The organism is Pseudomonas sp. PDM32, assembly GCF_019219225.1.
Classification (GTDB): Bacteria; Pseudomonadota; Gammaproteobacteria; order Pseudomonadales; family Pseudomonadaceae; genus Aquipseudomonas; species Aquipseudomonas laurylsulfatiphila.
Map to the genome: position 1 here is coordinate 171,568 of NZ_JAHUWE010000001.1, position 19,896 is coordinate 191,463.

At 59.7% G+C, this 19,896-nt stretch carries 13 protein-coding genes; 6 read left to right on the forward strand and 7 right to left on the reverse strand.

Annotated features, from left to right (window positions below):
* Positions 1–159: 159 nt before the first annotated feature.
* Positions 160–3,030 carry a bifunctional diguanylate cyclase/phosphodiesterase gene (locus KW846_RS00825; protein WP_218481002.1) on the forward strand — a complete coding sequence of 957 codons (2,871 nt, stop codon included), beginning with the start codon at positions 160–162 and terminating at the stop codon, positions 3,028–3,030.
* A gap of 60 nt (positions 3,031–3,090) precedes the next feature.
* On the opposite strand, the gene KW846_RS00830 is transcribed toward KW846_RS00825, so the two are convergent.
* Positions 3,091–3,405, reverse strand: coding sequence for a hypothetical protein (locus KW846_RS00830; protein ID WP_218481004.1), 315 nt, complete (start codon positions 3,403–3,405; stop codon positions 3,091–3,093).
* 351 nt (positions 3,406–3,756) lie between these two features.
* Between KW846_RS00830 and hexR the strand changes: the two genes are divergently transcribed.
* Positions 3,757–4,623 (forward strand): transcriptional regulator HexR, encoded by an 867-nt coding sequence (gene hexR / locus KW846_RS00835; RefSeq protein WP_007954250.1) that lies wholly within the window; start codon positions 3,757–3,759, stop codon positions 4,621–4,623.
* 215 nt (positions 4,624–4,838) lie between these two features.
* Positions 4,839–5,048 carry a PA3496 family putative envelope integrity protein gene (locus KW846_RS00840; RefSeq protein ID WP_116579797.1) on the forward strand — a complete coding sequence of 70 codons (210 nt, stop codon included), beginning with the start codon at positions 4,839–4,841 and terminating at the stop codon, positions 5,046–5,048.
* On the opposite strand, the gene KW846_RS00845 is transcribed toward KW846_RS00840, so the two are convergent.
* Complete coding sequence (locus KW846_RS00845) at positions 4,990–5,952, reverse strand: LysR family transcriptional regulator (protein WP_116579796.1); 963 nt, start codon at positions 5,950–5,952, stop codon at positions 4,990–4,992. The genes KW846_RS00840 and KW846_RS00845 overlap by 59 nt on opposite strands.
* 192 nt (positions 5,953–6,144) lie before the next feature.
* Here KW846_RS00845 and KW846_RS00850 point away from each other — a divergent pair, with 192 nt between their 5' ends.
* Positions 6,145–7,560 carry an acetyl-CoA carboxylase biotin carboxylase subunit gene (locus tag KW846_RS00850; RefSeq protein WP_218481006.1) on the forward strand — a complete coding sequence of 472 codons (1,416 nt, stop codon included), beginning with the start codon at positions 6,145–6,147 and terminating at the stop codon, positions 7,558–7,560.
* A gap of 11 nt (positions 7,561–7,571) precedes the next feature.
* Positions 7,572–9,380, forward strand: coding sequence for a sodium-extruding oxaloacetate decarboxylase subunit alpha (gene oadA, locus KW846_RS00855; RefSeq protein WP_015097410.1), 1,809 nt, complete (start codon positions 7,572–7,574; stop codon positions 9,378–9,380).
* 233 nt (positions 9,381–9,613) lie between these two features.
* Here oadA and KW846_RS00860 read toward each other — a convergent pair whose 3' ends face one another.
* The 3 genes from KW846_RS00860 to KW846_RS00870 are packed head-to-tail and all read right to left on the reverse strand — an operon-like array spanning position 9,614 to position 11,383.
* Positions 9,614–10,285, reverse strand: coding sequence for a GNAT family N-acetyltransferase (locus KW846_RS00860; RefSeq protein WP_007971711.1), 672 nt, complete (start codon positions 10,283–10,285; stop codon positions 9,614–9,616).
* A gap of 17 nt (positions 10,286–10,302) precedes the next feature.
* Entirely contained in the window at positions 10,303–10,749 is a 447-nt protein-coding gene (locus KW846_RS00865; protein ID WP_218481008.1) for a GNAT family N-acetyltransferase, read from the reverse strand.
* A 10-nt stretch (positions 10,750–10,759) separates the two neighbouring features.
* A complete protein-coding gene (locus KW846_RS00870) occupies positions 10,760–11,383 on the reverse strand; it encodes an FMN-binding negative transcriptional regulator (RefSeq protein ID WP_007971713.1) in 624 nt (207 codons plus the stop codon).
* A 92-nt stretch (positions 11,384–11,475) separates the two neighbouring features.
* Between KW846_RS00870 and KW846_RS00875 the strand changes: the two genes are divergently transcribed.
* On the forward strand, positions 11,476–13,029 hold the full coding sequence (locus KW846_RS00875) for a PLP-dependent aminotransferase family protein (RefSeq protein ID WP_218481011.1): 1,554 nt from the start codon (positions 11,476–11,478) through the stop codon (positions 13,027–13,029).
* Between the two features lie 35 nt (positions 13,030–13,064).
* Here KW846_RS00875 and KW846_RS00880 read toward each other — a convergent pair whose 3' ends face one another.
* Both KW846_RS00880 and KW846_RS29895 read right to left on the reverse strand, forming a co-directional pair.
* Entirely contained in the window at positions 13,065–17,591 is a 4,527-nt protein-coding gene (locus KW846_RS00880) for a hypothetical protein (protein ID WP_218481013.1), read from the reverse strand.
* 22 nt (positions 17,592–17,613) lie between these two features.
* Positions 17,614–19,866 carry a hypothetical protein gene (locus KW846_RS29895; protein WP_256356558.1) on the reverse strand — a complete coding sequence of 751 codons (2,253 nt, stop codon included), beginning with the start codon at positions 19,864–19,866 and terminating at the stop codon, positions 17,614–17,616.
* Between the last annotated feature and the right edge of the window lie 30 nt (positions 19,867–19,896).

A 19,896-nucleotide genomic window follows, 5' to 3' on the forward strand; every position in this document is an offset into this window, starting at 1 on the left:
GCGTTGGCGGGGCGTGCCTTGAGCGTTTTCAGGGTGAGGCGGCAGCTGAAAAATTTGGCGATTTATTGATCAGCAGCAGTTTGGTCCGGGCAATTGCTTGTGTATGCTCCGAGCAGTTTCGGGCCCATGCTCATCATTATAAGAACAAGAACATCGCCTATGACCCTCAGCTTCGACCTGTCGGGCCCCACTGTGGAGCCCCGGGTTATCAGAAAGCAATACGCCATGGAAATGGCGGTCGAACGCACGCGCCTGTTGTATCAGGGATCGCTGCTGCCCACGTTGTTCATGCTGATCAATGGCCTGGTCTGTGCCGGTTTGCTCTGGAGTCCGCAGCGCTATTTCCTGGTCAGTGTCTGGCTGGTGTGGTTGTTGTCTTTGGTGGCATTGCGGGTGATTCAGGTCGCAGCCTTCGATTCGGCCATTCCCAATCGTCAAGCCCAGCCCATTTGGCGACGGATGTTTTTGCTGGGTTCCGGCCTCACCGGTCTGACCCTGGCCGGTGCCGGCATTGCCCTGATTCCCGCCGATAACTTCATTCAGCAAGCCTGGGTCTTCGGCCTCATCGGCGCCGCCGCGCTCTCGGCCAGCGTGGCGTATGCCGTCAGTTTGCCGGCCTTTCTGTCTTTCACCTTGCCCTGCCTGCTGCCGGCCATCGCCTATATGTTTTGGGGTGGTGATGAGCAGCAGCAGGGCTGGGGCTGGTTCGGGCTGATCCTGCTCGGTGCATTGAGCGTGGTGGCCTGGCAGGTCAATCGATTGATCGACCGGGGCTTGATGCGACGCTTTCAGAACCAGGCATTGATCGAGCATCTACAGCAGGCGCAAAGCTGCAGTGACCAGCTCAATCAAAAGCTGGCCAAGGAGATCGAACAGCGTCGACGCGCCGAGAACGAATTGCGAGAAATCCAGGTCGACCTGGAAAACCGCGTCGCTCAGCGCAGCCTGGAGCTGGACGCCGCCAACCAGGCGCTGAGCAAGAGCGAAGCACGCCTGGCGCTGGCATTGAAGGCCAGTGAGTTGGGGTTGTGGGACTGGAATCTGCAAACCGACGAGGTCCATCACACGCAGATTCAGGAGTTGTTCGGCCTGGAGCCGGACCAGGTCACGGCAATTCTGCGTCACCTCAAGCCGCGTCTTCACCCCGAGGACCTTCCAGCGCTGAAAAGGGCGCTGGTCGAGCATCTGAAGGGCCGCACCGAGGACTATCAAATCGAGTATCGCGTGCGCCATGGCGATGGCCACTGGGTCTGGATCGAGGACCGTGGGCGGGCGGTCGAGCGTGCCGAGAACGGACGGGTTTTGCGCATGGTCGGCACCCGGCGTGACATCAGCATCAGCAAAAACCTGGAAGAGCAGCGGCAACTGGCGGCGACCGTATTCGAGGCGGCCAGTGAAGGGATTGTGATTTTCGACCCGAATTATGCCCTGATCGCAATCAATCAAGCCTTCAGTCGGGTGACCGGCTATGCCATCGAAGACATGATCGGACGCAATGTCGTTGAGTTGCCCTGCAGTCGCGATGCGCGTCGGCATTACGTTGCGATACATCAGGCGCTGGAGCAGCAAGGTAGCTGGCAGGGCGAATTGGTGGAAACCCGCAAGAACGGGGAGATGTATCCGCAATGGCTCCATTTGAATGCCGTGCGCGACAGCCGGGGAAATGTCAGCCACATCGTGGGCTTCTTCGCGGATCTTTCTGCCCGCCGGGAATCCGAAGAGCGAATGCGCTATCTGACCCATTACGACGAACTCACGGGGCTGGCCAACCGCGCGATGTTCCGCGAACGCCTCAGCGAGGCTCATCAACGGGTACGACAGGGCGGTTATCGCAGCCTGGCCTTGTTACACATCAATCTCGACCGCTTCAAGCAACTCAACGACAGCCTGGGGCATGAAGTCGCCGACCAGTTGTTGCAGAAAATAGCCCGGCGACTGGTGAATGCATTGCCTGAAGCAGACACCATCGCGCGTCTGTCCGGCGATGAGTTTGCCGTGCTGTTCAATGCCTACGGCAACCTTTCGAGCCTGGCGCGGGTGGCGACTCGTCTGGCGAGCAAGTTGCGTTTGCCGGTGACCATTGACGGCCATGAGCTGGTGGTCAGTGCGTCGATGGGCATCAGTCTGTTGCCGGACAGCGCCCGGGAAATTTCCGCGTTGGTCAGTCAATCGAACATGGCCATGCAGCACGCAAAGCATTTGGGCGGCAACAACTTCCAGTTCTATACCGACAGCCTGCAAGCCAGCACGCTGGAGCGTTTGCAGCTGGAAAACCAGTTGCGCAAAGCCATCGAAGAGAAGCAGTTGAAGGTGTTCTACCAACCCAAGCTGTGCCTCGCCACGGGCAAGCTGAATGCTGCCGAGGCGCTGGTGCGTTGGGATCATCCGACCATGGGCCGTGTGCCGCCGGGGGATTTCATCGGCCTGGCTGAAGAAACCGGATTGATCGGCCCGATCGGTGAGTTCGTGCTACGTCAGGCCTGCTGGCAAGCCTGTGAGTGGCAGCGGCAGGGGCTCGATGCGATTCGGGTGTCGGTCAATCTGTCGGTGCATCAATTGCGCCAGGGCAAGTTGGTCAGCCTGGTGCGCCAGGTGCTGGAAGAAACCGGGCTGGAGCCACATTTCCTGGAGCTGGAGCTCACCGAAAGCCAGTTGCTGGACAGCGTCGAACACATTATCGCAACCTTCCAGCAGTTGCGTGATCTCGGGGTGAAACTGGCGATCGATGATTTTGGCACCGGGTATTCGTCTTTGAGTTATCTCAAACGCATTCCGGTGGACTACGTGAAGATCGACCAGGCGTTCATCCGCGGACTGGGCGAGGGCACCGAAGATGCCGCGATCACACGGGCGATCATTGCCATGTCCCATGGCCTGTCGTTGAAGGTTGTCGCGGAAGGGGTGGAACACCAGGAGCAGCTTGAGTTTCTCAAGGCTGAGCGCTGCGATGAGGTGCAAGGTTATCTGATCAGTCGGCCGGTCGAGGCGCAGGTCCTGGCCGTTCTGCTGCGAGAGAATGGTGTGGATTGACCGAAATGGCTTCCCGTCAGGCCATGGCGGCCTGACGGGAAGTTTGCAGCAGGTAGTTCTTTAATCGGTGATCAGTACTTTATCAATATGGTGCAGTAACTTTCCTTCGAAAAAGATACTGACACTGGTGACGCTGGAAGGCCCCATTTTTTTATATTCGACTAACTTGTCTGTCAGGACTTGCAATGCAATTTCGTGGGTTGTTTCAAGTTCCAGGTCGAGTCGCAAATCAAAAGATTTGTCCTGGATTTCGCTCAATACCAGCCTCGGCGTAATGCCAGAGTTTCGAACGGTTACTGTGCCAAAGGCACGGAAGGAAACCGCGCCGGGCATGCGGTCAATTTGGGCGGTCCAATTTTTAGTTGTAATGGTCATTGTGTGTAACTCCTGTAATTAAGATAATTGCGTCCTGCCTGTTTAATATATCCCTCTCTGTTTGATTGGTGGATGGCGATACTTAACTTGTTTGTAAGTTGATGTGGGCTATACGTTGTTGGTGAAATAACCAGTGCTGATGTTTGCAAGAAAGGCTCATTTTTGCCGCAACGCCAATAGGCGGGCATTGATGAGCAACGGGAAAGCTCGCAATGAGCGCTACATGGAGCACGCGTGCCTGAATGCCGAGGGATGTGGTTACGCATTGAGGAGGCAAAAAGCCGATTCATGTAGTATAACTACAAGCGTGCTACATCCCCGGCACCTGCCAATAACAAAGAGTCCAGCCCTTTGAATCTGCTGCAACACATCGCCCAGTCTCGCCACCTGTTACGCAAGTCGGAGCTCAAGGTCGCCGACCATGTGCTGCTTGATCCTGCGGCCGTGATGCACAGCTCCATGGCCGACCTGGCCCACAGCGTGGGCATCAGTGAACCGACCATCGTGCGATTTTGCCGTGCCATCGGTTGTTCCGGCTTTCAGGACCTGAAGCTGAAGCTGGCCCAGAGCCTGGCGGCCGGTGCGAGTTTTGGCCAGTTTGCGATCCACGAAGACGATTCGGTCGCCGACTACAGCCTGAAAATCTTCGACACCACCCTGCATACCCTGATGGAGGTTCGCGAGAAACTCGATCCGCTCGAGTTGCAGAGGGCTGTGACGCTGATGTCCCAGGCCCAGCGCGTCGAGTTCTATGGTTTTGGCGCCTCGGGTGCGGTCGCGGCGGATGCGCAGCACAAATTCTTCCGCTTGCTGCTCACCGCAGCGGCGTACTCCGACCCGCACATGCAGGCGATGTCGGCCGTGACATTGAAGCCGACTGACGTGGCCATCTGCATTTCCCAGTCGGGTCGTTCCAAGGACCTGCTGATCACCGCCAACCTGGTGCGCGAAAGCGGCGCTTCGTTGATCACGTTGTGCCCAAGCCAGACGCCATTGGCCGAGTTGTCGACGGTCAACCTGGCGATCGATGTGCACGAAGACACTGAAATCTATACGCCGCTGACTTCGCGCATTGCTCACCTTGTGGTGATCGACGTGTTGGCGATGGGCGTGGCCATGGCCCGTGGCCCGAGTCTGGTCAATCACCTCAAGAGCGTTAAACGCAGTTTGCGCAGTTTGCGGTTGTCGCCCAAGTCGGTGAAAGCGCTGGACGACTGACTTCAAGGCCGGCGCGACCCCCTGTGGCGAGGGAGCTTGCTCCCGCTGGGTCGCGAAGCGGCCCCAGAATTGTGCGACTGCTGCGCAGCCGAACGGGAGCAAGCTCCCTCGCCACAGGACCAAACAACATTCATCGGTCTGTAACCATCAAGCCGCCAAACCGTCATCCCTCGCGCCTATCTTGAAACTCCCGTACTCGCCTTGGGAGACTCGAAATGGCCATGCCTTACGAAGAACGCAACAGCGCTGTCAAAACCCGTCGTCAACAAGAAGACCAGCGCCGTATGGAATTCCGTCGCGCCATCGAAGATCGCTGCGAACGCCGTCAGCTTCTGGCCGAAATTGGCGACTTTCCGGAGTTGGAACTCAACTTCTGGCAGACATCTCCCTCGACTTCCCGTCGAAACGCTCAACCAGCGCGCTGATCTGGATCCGTTCGCTGCGGATAAACGCCAGGAAGGCGTGAGCCACCGGTGACAGGCGTTTCGCCTTGGCCTGCACCAGGCACCAGCTGCGAAACAGTGGCAGCTCTTCGATGGGTAGCTCGATCAACCCACCGGTTGCCAGCTCAAGGTTCAGGGCGTGGCGCGTCAACAGCGCAACGCCCAGGCCTGCCAGTACGCATTCACGCTGAGCTTCGGCAGACGAGACCTCCTGGGTCTGGTTGAAGTGCACGCGCTTCTCTTTGAAGTATTCTTCGCACGCCAGCCGCGTCCCGGAGCCTGGCTCTCGCAGCAGCAGTGTGTAAGGCTCGAGATCCTGCAGGCGCAGCGGCCCCATATGGCACAGCGGGTGATCCGGTGGCGCCACGGCAACGATCGGGTTGTTCAGGAACGGCAGGAACTCCAGGCCCATGTCCTGAGGCACCATGGACATGATCACCAGGTCGTCGCGGTTGTCCGACAGACGCCGAATCACCTGGCCGCGATTGACCACCGTCAGTTGCAGGTTCACCTCCGGGTGCTGGCGTTTGAATGCGGCAAACAGATGCGGCACGAAATATTTGGCGCTGGATTCCACCGCCAGTTTCAGTTGCCCCTGCAACGAGCCCTGCATGTCTGACAGCTGCATGTCGAGGTTTTCCAGGCGTCCGAAAATGTCCCGGCTGGCTCGCTGTAACGCTTCAGCGGCTTCGGTCATGTAGAGCTTTTTGCCGACGTAATCGAACAAAGGCTGGCCAATCAGCTCTTCGAGCTGACGAATCTGCAGGCTGACGGCAGGTTGTGTGAGCGACATTTCGTCGGCCGCGCGGCTGTAAGAGCGCAAATCACAGACCTCATTGAAGATCTGCAATTGCCGCAAAGTCATACGCATCAATGACTTACGCATTATCCGGTCACTCTCGTCGCTGGCTGGTGAATCAACTATAAGTCTTTACTTATGCACGACCCAATTTTTATTCATTTTTATTAATCCCTTGTGGGCGCTAGTGTGGACCTGCGACCAAATTGAAACATTTGGTCACGCGTCGACCTGGGTCTAGCAGGTCGTGGGTACCACCGGCCTCAAGGGAAACTCCAAGTGATAACAAAGATCCTGATCGCCAACCGTGGTGAGATTGCCGTACGAATTGTACGTGCCTGCGCCGAAATGGGCATTCGCTCGGTCGCGATCTACTCCGACGCCGACCGTCATGCTTTGCACGTCAAGCGTGCGGACGAAGCCCACAGCATTGGTGCCGAACCGCTGGCCGGTTACCTGAACCCGCGCAAGCTGGTGAACCTGGCTGTGGAAACCGGTTGCGATGCACTGCACCCCGGTTATGGCTTCCTTTCGGAAAACGCCGAACTGGCGGAAATCTGCGCTGAGCGCGGGATCAAATTCATTGGTCCATCGGCTGAAGTCATTCGCCGGATGGGCGACAAGACCGAAGCCCGCCGCAGCATGATCAAGGCTGGCGTACCGGTTACCCCGGGCACCGAAGGCAACGTGTCGGGCATCGAAGAAGCCCTGACCGAAGGCGATCGCATTGGCTACCCGGTGATGCTCAAGGCCACATCCGGTGGCGGTGGTCGCGGTATTCGTCGCTGCAACAGCCGTGAAGAACTCGAACAGGCTTTCCCGCGGGTCATTTCCGAAGCCACCAAGGCTTTTGGTTCGGCGGAAGTGTTCCTGGAAAAATGCATCGTCAATCCCAAGCACATTGAAGCGCAGATCCTTGGCGACAGCTTCGGCAACGTGGTGCACCTGTTCGAGCGTGACTGCTCGATCCAGCGTCGCAACCAGAAGCTGATCGAGATCGCCCCGAGCCCGCAACTGACCCCGGAACAGCGCGCCTACATCGGCGACCTGTCGGTGCGTGCAGCCAAGGCCGTGGGCTACGAGAACGCCGGCACCGTGGAGTTCCTGCTCGCCGAGGGCGAGGTGTACTTCATGGAGATGAACACCCGGGTGCAGGTGGAACACACCATCACCGAAGAAATCACCGGTATCGACATTGTCCGCGAGCAGATCCGCATTGCTTCCGGCCTGCCGCTTTCGGTGAAACAGGAAGATATCCGGCACCGTGGTTTCGCCCTGCAATTCCGGATCAACGCCGAAGACCCGAAGAACAACTTCCTGCCGAGCTTCGGCAAGATCACTCGCTACTACGCCCCCGGTGGTCCTGGCGTGCGTACCGACACGGCGATCTATACCGGCTACACCATTCCACCGTTCTACGACTCCATGTGCCTGAAACTGGTGGTGTGGGCGCTGACCTGGGAAGAGGCGATGGACCGTGGCTTGCGCGCCCTGGACGACATGCGTCTGCAAGGGGTCAAGACTACCGCCGCGTATTACCAGGAAATCCTGCGTAACCCGGAATTCCGTAGCGGCCAGTTCAATACCAGCTTCGTTGAAAGCCACCCTGAACTGACCAACTACTCGATCAAGCGCAAACCCGAAGAGCTGGCCCTGGCCATCGCCGCCGCCATCGCCGCCCACGCAGGCCTGTGAGGAATAGAACAATGAGCAAACAAATCCACGTTACCGACACGATCCTGCGCGACGCCCACCAATCGCTGCTCGCCACCCGCATGCGCACCGAAGACATGCTGCCGATCTGCGACAAGCTCGACAAAGTCGGCTACTGGTCGCTGGAGTGCTGGGGGGGCGCGACGTTCGACGCCTGCGTGCGTTTCCTGAAAGAAGACCCGTGGGAGCGTCTGCGCCAACTGCGCGCGGCGCTGCCTAACACCCGCCTGCAAATGCTGTTGCGCGGCCAGAACCTGCTGGGCTACCGCCACTACAGCGACGACGTGGTCAAAGCGTTCGTCGCCAAGGCTGCGGTCAACGGCATCGACGTGTTCCGCATCTTCGACGCCATGAACGACGTGCGTAACCTGCGCGTGGCCATCGAAGCGGTGAAAGCCGCCGGCAAACACGCCCAGGGTACCATCGCCTACACCACCAGCCCGGTGCACACCATCGAGGCCTTCGTGAACCAGGCCAAGCAAATGGAAGCCATGGGTTGCGACTCGGTGGCGATCAAGGACATGGCCGGTTTGCTGACCCCATACGCCACCGGCGAACTGGTCAAGGCACTGAAAGCCGAGCAATCGCTGCCCGTGTTCATTCACTCGCACGACACCGCTGGCCTGGCCGCGATGTGCCAGATGAAGGCCATCGAAAACGGCGCTGACCACATCGACACCGCGATCTCCAGCTTCGCCTGGGGCACCAGCCACCCGGGCACCGAGTCGATGGTCGCCGCCCTTAAAGGCAGCGAATTCGACACCGGGCTGAACCTGGAACTGCTGCAAGAGATCGGGCTGTACTTCTACGCCGTGCGCAAGAAGTACCACCAGTTCGAAAGCGAATTCACCGCCGTCGACACCCGTGTGCAAGTCAACCAGGTACCGGGCGGGATGATTTCCAACCTGGCCAACCAGTTGAAAGAGCAGGGCGCGCTGAATCGCATGAGCGAAGTGCTGGCCGAAATCCCGCGCGTTCGCGAAGACCTCGGCTTCCCGCCGCTGGTGACCCCGACCTCGCAGATCGTCGGCACCCAGGCGTTCTTCAACGTGCTGGCCGGCGAGCGCTACAAGACCATCACCAACGAAGTGAAGCTGTACCTGCAAGGCGGCTACGGCAAGGCGCCGGGCACCGTCAACGAACAACTGCGTCGCCAGGCCATTGGCAGCGAAGAAGTGATCGACGTGCGTCCAGCCGATCTGCTCAAGCCGGAAATGGCCAAGCTACGCGCCGATATCGGTGCTCTGGCCAAGTCTGAAGAAGACGTGCTGACCTTCGCCATGTTCCCGGACATCGGTCGCAAGTTCCTCGAAGAGCGCGCGGCTGGAACCCTGACACCTGAAGTGCTGTTGCCGATTCCGGAAGCCGGCAAAGTGGCCTCGGCGGGCGGTGAAGGCGTGCCGACCGAGTTCGTCATCGACGTTCACGGCGAAACCTACCGCGTCGACATCACCGGTGTTGGCGTCAAGGCTGAAGGCAAGCGTCACTTCTACCTGTCCATCGACGGCATGCCGGAAGAAGTGGTGTTCGAGCCGCTCAACGAGTTCGTCGGTGGCGGCAGCAGCAAGCGCAAGCAAGCCACTGCACCGGGCCATGTCAGCACCACCATGCCGGGCAACATCGTCGATGTACTGGTCAAGGAGGGCGACACCGTCAAGGCGGGCCAGGCCGTGCTGATCACCGAAGCGATGAAGATGGAAACCGAAGTCCAGGCAGCCATCGCCGGTAAAGTCACCGCCATTCACGTGGCCAAGGGCGACCGGGTGAATCCGGGCGAGATCCTGATCGAGATCGAAGGCTGATTTAACAGCCTCGATACAACGCTTTAAACCTCGGGGGGGCATGTGCTCCCCTTTTTTTATCCATGGCAAAGCAAGAGCTTGTGGGCGTCAGCGCACCTTGAATGCGTTGGGCTGGAGGCTTATGAAGATCAAAGGATCGCAGCCTTCGGCAGCTCCTACAGGATATACACCGACCCTGTAGGAGCTGCCGAAGGCTCGGTCCGCGCTCGGGCGATCTTTTGCTTTTGATGCTTTTAGCCGCGGCACTCAACGAGGCTTTTCAACTGCCCCGACCCCGTCTGGTTCTCATCACTCAACCAATGCTCGAACCCAGCCCCAATCGCCGGCCATTCCGAGTCCAGGATCGAGTACCACGCCGTATCGCGGTTCTGCCCCTTGACCACCATATGCTGGCGAAACACCCCTTCAAAACTGAAGCCCAGCCGCTCAGCCGCATATTTGGAGCGCGCGTTGGCGTTGTTGCATTTCCATTCCAGGCGACGGTAGCCGAGGGCGAAGGACTCCTTGGCCAGCAGGTAAACCGCCTCGGTGCTTTTCGGTGAGCGCTGCATTGGCGCACCGAAAGTGACGTGGCCGATTTCGATGCGGCCCTGGGCCGGGACGATGGACATCAGGCTGAGGATGCCCTGGACCTCGCCGCTGGCGCGATCGATCACGCTGAAGAAGTACGGGTCGCTATTGGCCGCGTGGTTGTTCAGCCAGTCATTGAAGGCGCTGCGCTCCGGGAAGGGGCCGTATGGCAGATAGTCCCAAAGCTTCGGGTCGGCGCCCGGGCCTTGCAGGGCTTTGAACAGGTCGTCGCCGTGGCGCGCCGGGTCGAGTTTTTCCAGGCGGATGAAGCGTCCTTCGATCAGTTGCGTCGTGGGGGCCGGGACGCCTTTCCAGTTGGCGAGTGAAGTCGACATGTTGTTCTCCTTGAACCTTAAATGGTTTTGCGAAACTGGATGAAACCGGGGCGTTCTGCAATGCGCTCGTAGAGCTGGATCGCGGTGGCGTTGGTTTCGTGGGTCAGCCAGTGCACCTTGTTGCAGCCGTCGGCCTTGGCCGTGGCGTAGACGAACTCGATCAGTTGCCGGCCGACACCGGTGCCTCGGGTTTCCGGGACCACCAGCAAGTCTTGCAGGTAGCAGGCGTTTTCGATGGCCCAGTTCGAACGATGGTAGATGAAGTGCACCATGCCCACGGCTTTGTTGTCAGCCCAGGCGAGAGCGGCGTGGGTCGGTTCGTTCGGGTCGAGCATGCGCAGCCAGGTGCTTTGGGTGACGGCCTCCGGCAGTTCGGTTTTGTAGAAGCGCAGGTAGGCCTGCCAAAGCGGCAACCAGGCCGTGTGATCACCGGCGGTGACTTGGCGAATGTCGATTTGACTCATGGTGATTTCCTTAGCGCATCAATTGGGCGAGGGTCTGGTCGTTGACGTCGGGGCTGGCGGCCAGGCCTTCGCGTACGCCGGCAATGTCGGCGGGGCTGCGGTTCTGGCTGAGCTTGCGCTTGCCTTCCAGACGATCGATGGGAATGGCGAAACCGACAATGGCCTTGAGCATGCCGTCGATGTAATCGGCGGGGGCATCGGCCACTGACCATGGTTGGGCGCGGCCAGCTTCATGACGGTCGGTGAGGGTGCTGACGATGTCGAGCAGTCGCCCGCCATCGCTAAAGGTTTCGGCTCGGCCATAGGCGTGTACGGCGACGTAGTTCCAGGTTGGCACGACTTTGCCGTGTTCGGCCTTGCTCGGGTAGAAGCCGGGGCTGACGTAGGCGTCGGCACCGGCAAAAATCAGCAGAGCTTCGGCACCGTCGCGCAGGTCTTTCCACTGTGGATTGGCTTTGGCCAGATGCCCGTACAACGTGCCGTTCAAGCCTTGTTCGCAATGCAGCAGCACCGGTACATGACTGGCTTGCAGGCCGCTTTCGCCGTGGGTCACCAATATGGCGAGACGGGTGGCGAGGATCAGTTCATGCAGTTGGGACAACTCGTCGATGGCAAAAGCGCGCGGCGTATACATGGAGATATTTTCCTTGGCGAATGTCTTCATCCTAGGCAGGCTATTGGTCTGTTGTAAGAGCCATTAATGACCAATTTCATGGGTCCATTGTCATGACGGATGCGCCGCTTTCCCTGTCTTTCAACCCGGCCGGTATCGAACTCGACCGTCGCCAGGGGTTGAGTCGCCAGCTCTATCAGGCCTTGCGCCTGCGCGTCCTCGACGGACGATTGGCCAGTGGAACGCGTCTGCCGGCCAGTCGTGACCTGGCCGCAGCGCTGGCTATTTCCCGCAACAGCGTGGTGCGTGCCTACGATCAGTTGTACGCCGAAGGTTTCATTGAGGGGCGAGTCGGGGACGGCACTTATGTCGCGCAACTGCCTCAGGCGGCGTTGCCGGCAAAAAAACTATCCACAAAAGTATCCACAGGCTTTTCAACAGGGTTATCAACAGCCTTATCCACAAATTGGCTCGATTTACCTGTGGATCCATCCAGCAAAGTTATCCACAACGATCCGTTGGCCCGGGTGAAAAACAACCAGTTACCCAGTCCGCCGAGCGGTCCGCCACGGGCATTTCGAGTCGGTGTTCCGGCGTTCGATCTGTTTCCATTCGAGGTCTGGGCCAAGCTGAATGCGGCTTTCTGGCGCAAACCGGATTTGCAGCAGCTGTGCTACGGCGACCCGGCTGGCGATGCGCGCTTGCGCGGGATGATTGCTGCGTATTTGCGCAGTTCCCGTGGCATGCAGTGCACGGCTGAACAAATTGTGATCACCAGTGGCGCGCAGCAGGGGATCAGCCTTTGTGCACAGCTGCTGGTGGAGCCCGGTGACGGGGTGGCGATTGAAAATCCCGGGTATCGGGCGGCCGGTCATGCGTTCGCCGTGGCAGGTGCGAAGTTGCATGGGGTGGCGGTGGATGGCGAGGGCATCGACTGCGCTGAACTGGCGCAGCTGCGCGATTGCCGTTTGACCTACGTCACCCCGTCCCATCAGTACCCGACCGGGGTGGTGATGAGCCTGGCTCGCCGTCTGGAGCTGCTGGCCTGGGCCGAACGCACCCAGGGCTGGATCGTCGAGGATGACTACGACGGCGAGTACCGCTACAGCGGTGCGCCGCTGGCGCCTTTGGCGGCACTGGATCGGCAAGGCCGGGTGCTCTACGTCGGCACGTTCGGCAAAGTGGCGTTTCCGGCGTTGCGCCTGGGTTACTTGGTGTTGCCGACGGGGTTGGTGCAGGCTTTTGCTCAACGTCGTGCCGTGGACGTACGCCATTCTGAGGTCAGTACCCAGGCGGTGATGGCGGAGTTCATGGCGGCCGGGCATTTCCAGCGGCATATCCGCCGCATGCGCCGTGCGGCGTTGAGTCGCCGTAATACATTGCTCAATGGCTGGCCGGCGGAGATTCCCGGGGTCGGACCATTACCCACCGTCGCCGCCGGGCTGCACATGACCGTGCCTGTCGATAGCGTGGCGCGTGAACGTGAATTGATCGAGTTGGCGCAAAGTGTCGATGTCGAGATCAACGGCTTGAGCAGCTATTGGTTGCCCGACTCCAGGACGCCGATGGATCAGCGAGCGGGGCTGGTACTGGGCTTCGCCGCCGTGCCCGAAAAAGCGATCGAGTCAGCGCTGGAGCGATTGCGCAGCGTGTGGAAGGTTCGCTGATGCGGGCGGCTTTTCAGTCCGCCCGCCAGGCTGTCTCAGGGTTGAGCTTCGAGCTTGAAGAACAGCGTCGGGTCGCTGATGCGCCTCAACACGTAGTCGATCGGTGCCAGGCTGGTGAGTGTCTGACGGCGCTCGGCGCTGAATGTCTGCAAGTAAGGCTCGGCGATTTTAAGGTGTGCAGCGGTGAACTGCTCCAGCGGGGCATTCACTGAATCGTAGTGAAAGTGCGCCAGCCACAACGGCTGATCGTTGTTCGTGATGTCGAGAATCCGGTATTCCTGAAAATAGTCCCGGCGCTTCCTGGTCCTGATCCGTCCCTGGTCGTTTCTTTCGATCCGCACCTGATGGTTGTCCAGCAGCCATTGCAGATAGGCCTGTCGGGGTTGGCGCTCTTTGAGCAGGCTGGCACGGGTAGCGAGGCCTTTGGCGCGTAACTGCACAGCGGCGCTGTTAAGTTCTGCGGCCAGGGTAGCCACCGGCGGGGGTGTTTGCCCTGCGGCGCGCAGACGCGCCATGGCTTGTGTGACATTGATGGCAGCCTGTTCCAGCCGTTGGGCCTGCAAATCGAACAAGTCCTGCATGTCTGCCGGTATGCGGTTGGGTTTGAGGGCATCTTTTTGCGTTCGCTTGATGAAGTCCTGAACATTCGTGTTGAGGTCCAGGCCTTCGGCGATGATGTCGATATCGCCCAGAGCCGGCGGCGCCACGGGTTTGGGGCGGGCCGGTAGCATTTCCTTGAGGCTGGGTTCCTCGGGTGGCGGGGCCTTGGCCGGCATCGGGTCACGTGGTCGACTCTTGGTGATCTTGACGGTTGGCCGCGAGGGCCCTGCAATGGCAGGTTCGGGCAAGACCGGCGTAAGGCTATTGCCGCCCTCGGGCAACAGCGCGCTCAGTTGCTCCCGGGCAAGTTGACGAAACTCGCCGATCAAGCCACGTACTCGCTCAAGTTCGCCGGGCTCCACTTGGCCTGGATATTCACCGGGAAGGTCTTCAAGGCGCTGATCGGCATCGGCGTAGACATCGATCAGCCTGCTCAGATCGTCGATGCGAAGCGCTGCACCGTCAGCGCCTTGCGGGCTCCGGTTCAAGACCGCGTGCCGGTGCGTGGCCGTCGCTGCCTCGATAATCAGCTCTCCTACCGCTGTGCGGGCTGCTTCATTGTCCAGGCCGGCGTCGTTGCGCATGCACAACTCATGGGACATGCCGATTTCGTTGGATTTCAAATCCCACTGGTTGAAGGTCGGCATCAGTTGGCGCAAGCGTTGTGCGGCGACCAGGCCGGCACTGCCAATGGCGTCGAGCGACTCCAGGGAACTGGCGGACACTTGCAGGCGGGCGATCATGTCCTGGCTCAGCGCCAGCGCCTGCCGGACGTCCTCGACGTGGGCCTGCAATAACGTGTTTGAATCAATGAGCGTGTTCTGCGCAAGCCTGTCCGTCAGTATTGCGTAGGCGTTGCGCTTGAGGACGAACCACAGGCTGAGGTTCTTTTGCAGGTGGGTGGTCATGCTCAGTAGATCATTGAGATAGCCTTCGCTTGCGCCCATGAGGCGTCTTTGCTGCAGATTTTCCAGGGCTTGGCTGTAATCGCCGATCAACGTTTCCAGCTGGCTGAGGTAGCGCTCGGTCGCCTGCTCATGGGCTGGCCCGGTTGTGCCCATCATTTCGGCCTGGGCCTTATTCAGTGCGGCATTGCCGGCGGCTTCCTGACGTTTGAAGTTCTCCAGCGCAACGCTCAGCGCTTGCTTCTGCTGCGCCTTTTCCCTGCGCCGGGCCTTGAGTTGGCTTTGCAAGCTGCTACCTCCGGCACCACCGCGCAGGCGCAACCGGGTATCCACAAACCACTGGCCTTGTCGGTTGTGAATCAATAGCGGGCCGGTTTTCGAGGGCTCGTGCGGATAGACGATTTGTACCTGTTGATCGTCGTTTTCCACCACGCAAAACCAGCGTTCACCGACTTTTGCGTAGGTCTTGTCATCCAGGCGATACAAGGACGCGCTATCACGCAGGCGTGTTTCCAGAGACGGGGCCGTGAGATCAGGTGCTGATACGGTCAAAGTGTCAAGATACGTGGCCAAAGCCGTGGACGATCGACGGGGCACCGAGCCGCTGGCCTCCAATGAGGAGTAATGGCTGGAGGGCAGTTCACCGGTCAAACGGGTGGGAATGAGAGTTGCGGTGGGCCGTGCCGGCCTGGTCGTTGGCGTCTCGGGCTTGAGCATCCCGCTGTCGATTCGTCGTGGCATCGATCGCGCGCCGGTCTTGCGGCGCACGGCGGCATGGTGAGCGAGAAGGATGCCCAGGCTCAGCAGCATGTCTGCGACCGTAGTCCACTCAGTGAGCTTGTCGCCATGCTGGTGCGCATCCAGCGCCTGCTCGATGTCGCTGATGCTTTGCCAGACCCACACCGCAGCCCCTGCCGGACCGCTGAGAAAATTCGCGGCGACGTTGAACAGTGCCCAGCCGCTGTCTCGCAGCAAGGCCCATCGGCGTTGCGCATTGGACAGTGACTGTCGGTCAGCGAGTTCGGCCATGGCCTGGGCGTGGGTCTTGAACAGGACGGGGAAAACATCGCCGGTCAGCTCATTGGCCGAGAGCTCGACCGGGCCAGCCCAGTTCACGGAGGTCCAGGGCTCGGAAAGTAATTGAGCTTCCAGCCATGGGCTGGGAAAGCCGACCGGGAAGGTGTACTGGGCGTATTTGAAGCTGGTGACCGAGTCGGGCAGCCAGGCCAGAACCGAGTCTCTTAATTCACCCGGTTGATGCAGGGCGTACAGCAGGTTTTGCGCCGATGGGAATTGCAACAACGGCTGTTCAAACAACGGGCGATACAGCAGGCACGGCCCACCTTCCGGCTGGCGCGGAGCGATGATGAACATGTTCGCCACAATGTCTGCGCTGGTGTCCCCGGCATGGAGGAAGGCGAGCGGACGGATGGCGATCGGTTGCGGGTAACCTGGCGTTGGGTTGAGCCATTGGCGAATATAGCCGTAACCCCGTTGATCGATGCCGCCGATGCGACGGATCTTGCATTCCAGTGCAATCAGCGGCAGCAAGGCACGCAGTTGACTGATGTAGAAGTGCTGCTGCAAGCCGGCCTGTACGGCGTCCTCGATCAACTTGTCCTTGATCAGTTTGGGGTAGTTCGCGCCGATATCGACGTTGCTCGCCATTTGCGTCAGATAGGCCACAGTCAGCCAATCAGGTACAGGCTGTGGTGGGTTGAATCGAACGCCGGCCTGATACGGTGCCGTGTTTTGCAAGGCGTATTCGCCCAAGGTTTCAGTGTGGACATCATGCGGATTGGGCAGCGTCAACCCACCGGATTCGAAACTGTGGGTGATCGTGATTTCAAGTTTATCCAGGGGTAGCGTCGCCGCAGAGGGCGTGTCGGCAACGATCGCTTCACGCATGCGTTGCTGGGCGAACGTGTTGATGGGCTGAATCCGGAACAGGTTTTTGTCGGCCTGCTTGTACAGTTTGCCCAGCGCATTCACGGATTGGCTGTAGGCATCCAGGTCGGCGGCCGAAGCTCCGAACAGCCAGTCGGGAATGGAATCGTCGAGGCCAATGAGGGTGTTTTTCTCCCGAGAGTTGGCGTTGTCGGTGGGGGAAGCAGACTCGGCAAGATCATCCGTTTCGGGGGTGATTGCGGTGATGGTATCGAGCTGGCTGGTGATCAGGGCCCAGGCCATGTGGTCGAAAAAATTTCCCTCGGGCTCGAACAGCTGCCACTTCATGTTGCGGCCGGCCAGACGCGTCTCGATGCGCGCCGGTAATGAGTCACCCAGTTGCTTCAGGGAGTCGAACGATTCGTACCCGTCTTCCACGGTGTACATCATCACCAGGTCACGTTGTTCGTAGCGCCCTGTGAGCACGGCGGCGCCGCCCAGTAACAGGTGCCGGGCGCTTCCGTTGGCATCGACGGTGTCGATGTCGATCAGGCAGACCTGGATGGCCGACAGTGCCGGATCACTCGATTGCCGTTGCGTTTTGTCAGGCTCAAGCGAGACGGCCCTGGCCACACGACACTGGGCATCATCCCAGCCAGTGACGTGCTGCACGTCGAGGGCTTTGCGCAACGCATCGGACAGTTCCTGCCAGTGCGGTGCGTGTTTTCCGGGGCTGTTCCAGTAGGCCAACTGGCGCTCGCCAAACGCAATGAACAGCAGGGGCGCGTAGTCGTTGAGCATCTCGGCGATGGCTTCGATGCTGACGTCCAGATGCACCACGGACGTGGCCTGCGAGTTCGACGTCAGGAAGTGTTCGCCTTCCAGGTAATTGGCGCTGGTGGAGGTAAAAAACTGTCGCACGAGTGCCTGGGTCAACGACTCGAACCGTGTCGGCAGCGCCACGAGCGCGCCCTCGAGCGTTTGCCATTGCGGTGTGCCGATCAGCGTATGGTCGGGATCGAAATCCAGGTCGGGAAGCAGCGTTTTCAGGGCCTTGCGCAGCATTTTGGCGGCGACTTCATCGACGGTCGGCCCTTGGCTCGTCTGGTGGATCACCAGGCTCTTGGTCAGCAGGGCCGGGGACTCGGTATTCTCGGGATGTGGGGTCATCGTCATTGTCCTTTTTGACGTTTCAGTGCTGCGAGAAGAACAGCGTACGCGCCAGTTGCGGGCTGATTTCGCTGCGATAGATGGCAATCAGTTGCGGGTTGGTGGCAGCCGAGCGCAGGTCGAGGGCGCCCGCCAGCAGCCGTTGATCACGCAGCTTCAGGTGGGCAGCGGTAAAGGTGTCGAGGGCGGCGTTCTTGACGGGGTAGTGAAAGTGCGCGTACCACAGCACCTGCCTGGACTTGCGCTCGCGGATTTCGTATTCCTGCAGGAAATCCTTGCGCGGACCCTTGAGGCGACGTTGTTCACCGTTGCGCACAATGTCGACTTCACCTTTGCCGACAAGCCATTCGACGCGCGCTGCCGTGGGCGGTTGCTGCTTGATCATCTCGACCCGTAACCGGTATCCCTCGGTGTACAACCGGTCGCGTGCTTCGTTGAGTTCCCGGGTCAGGGTTGTCGCGGCAACGTCCGGGCTTTCGATGGTGTTCGATTCGGTCAGGGACCGCTCCAGCGTTCGGGCCGCCTGGTCGAGCAGATCGGCTTTGTGTTGAAACAGCTCCTCGATTTCAACCGGGCTACGCCCCGGTTTTTTAGAGCTGGTTTCGGTTTGCCTGATGAAGGTTTCCACGCCATCGAGCAGCGCCTGACCCTGGGTGATCTGCGCATCGAGTGCGGGAGGCTGCGCAGTTGGCCGGGGACGTTTTGCGGGCACTCGCTCAACCCAGACGCCGGGAGTCTTTTCATGAAAGGTGGCGATGACCTTGCCGGTCACGGGAGCACGCACATCCAGCAACACCGGTTCCCCCGGCGCTGAGCGACGGACTTCACCCACGACCGTGCCCTTGAAGCGTGTCTTGATCACGCGTTTGCCGGGCGTCGGTGCCGGCCTTGAGGGACCGGGCTGAGGTTGCGGCGGCTGTTGCTCGCGCAGTAGCTGCCCGAGGTAACTTTCAGCGTGCAGTTGGAATTCGCTGACCCGCGCGCGCAAATGCTTGAGCGGTTGCTCCACCACGGCGTCCTTGTGGCTGACAGCGAAGTCTTCGAATGACTGGTCGATGGCGACAAACTGTTCAAGCATGCCGTTGAGTGCTTCAGTACGTTCACCGTCATTCCAGACACTGCCCTCGAGCATCAGCTCCTGTGAGGTCTGGATCACCAGGTTGGCGGAGTCGAGTAACCGGGCGAATTCGCTTCGGGCTTCGTTCAGCGCAACGCTGTCACCTTCCTTCAGGCAGGCCTCGCGCGCCAGCGAAACCTGTAGCGCCTTGAGATCGTTGAGGCTGTAGACCGGCAGTTTGGCTTTATAGGTGTTGGCGACCTCGGCGGCGCTTCTGCCCAGTCGGCTTAGTTCCTCGAACCGCGATCGGGCAAACTGGATTTTGTCGATCACACCCTCGGTCAGGTCGATCATTTTCTGGTATGTCGCACGATCGCCAGTCCCTCCCGCCGTTTCTTCCGCCTCAAGCAATGCCAGGGTTTCACGCAGGGTCTGGGCGAACACCGCGTTCTGCTGATCGAGCCAGGTCTGGTTGAAGAACAATTGGGTGCCGAGCATCTCGACCATGGCGGTGCGGTAATTGGGGACCGAGTCCAGCAGGTTCAGTGATTTCAACTGTTCGATGGGGGCGGCATAGTCGCCGGTTCGCCGGTCGAGCTTGTCCAGAAACTGCTGTTTTATCCCGGCGCGTGCACCTTCGCTGGCCGCTTTCAATTGGTTGTAGGTGCCGATCAATTCATCCCGTGCGCGCTCGCGTTCGTTATCGAATTCGGCCAGTTGCCGTTTGAGTTCGGCAATGCGTTGGCGGTTTTGCTGTTTCAACGCTTTGCGCCGGGTCGACAAGCCGCCGCCACGCAAGCGCAGGCGCGTGTCGACAAACCACTGACCGCGCTGATTGCTGATCAGTGCAGGACCATTGGCCGGGGACTCAGGCCTTGAGTCGATGATCGATATTTCACCGGTTTCTTCAACGGCCACTTCGAACCAGCGCTCGCCGATGGGGGCGTAAAAGCGGTTTTCGAGCTGATAGAGGTGTTGATGGATGCCGGGGGTACTGATGGCTGCCGTAAGGCTTTCCGGTTTGGCGATCTTGAAGCGATCCAGGGTGCGGGTCAGGTTCAGAGCGGCATCGGTCGTGACTGAAATGCGGTGCTGTGTTTCGGTAGGTGCGCCGATGATATCGGGCAGTTGAACGAAGGCTATGGGTGTGGCTGTCGGTTTTTCCGCCGGTTCGGCCGATGGCTCTCTCGTGGGATTTTTCTCGGTTCTGCGGGCCATTGAGCGGCGCGTACTGGCGTGATGGGCGAG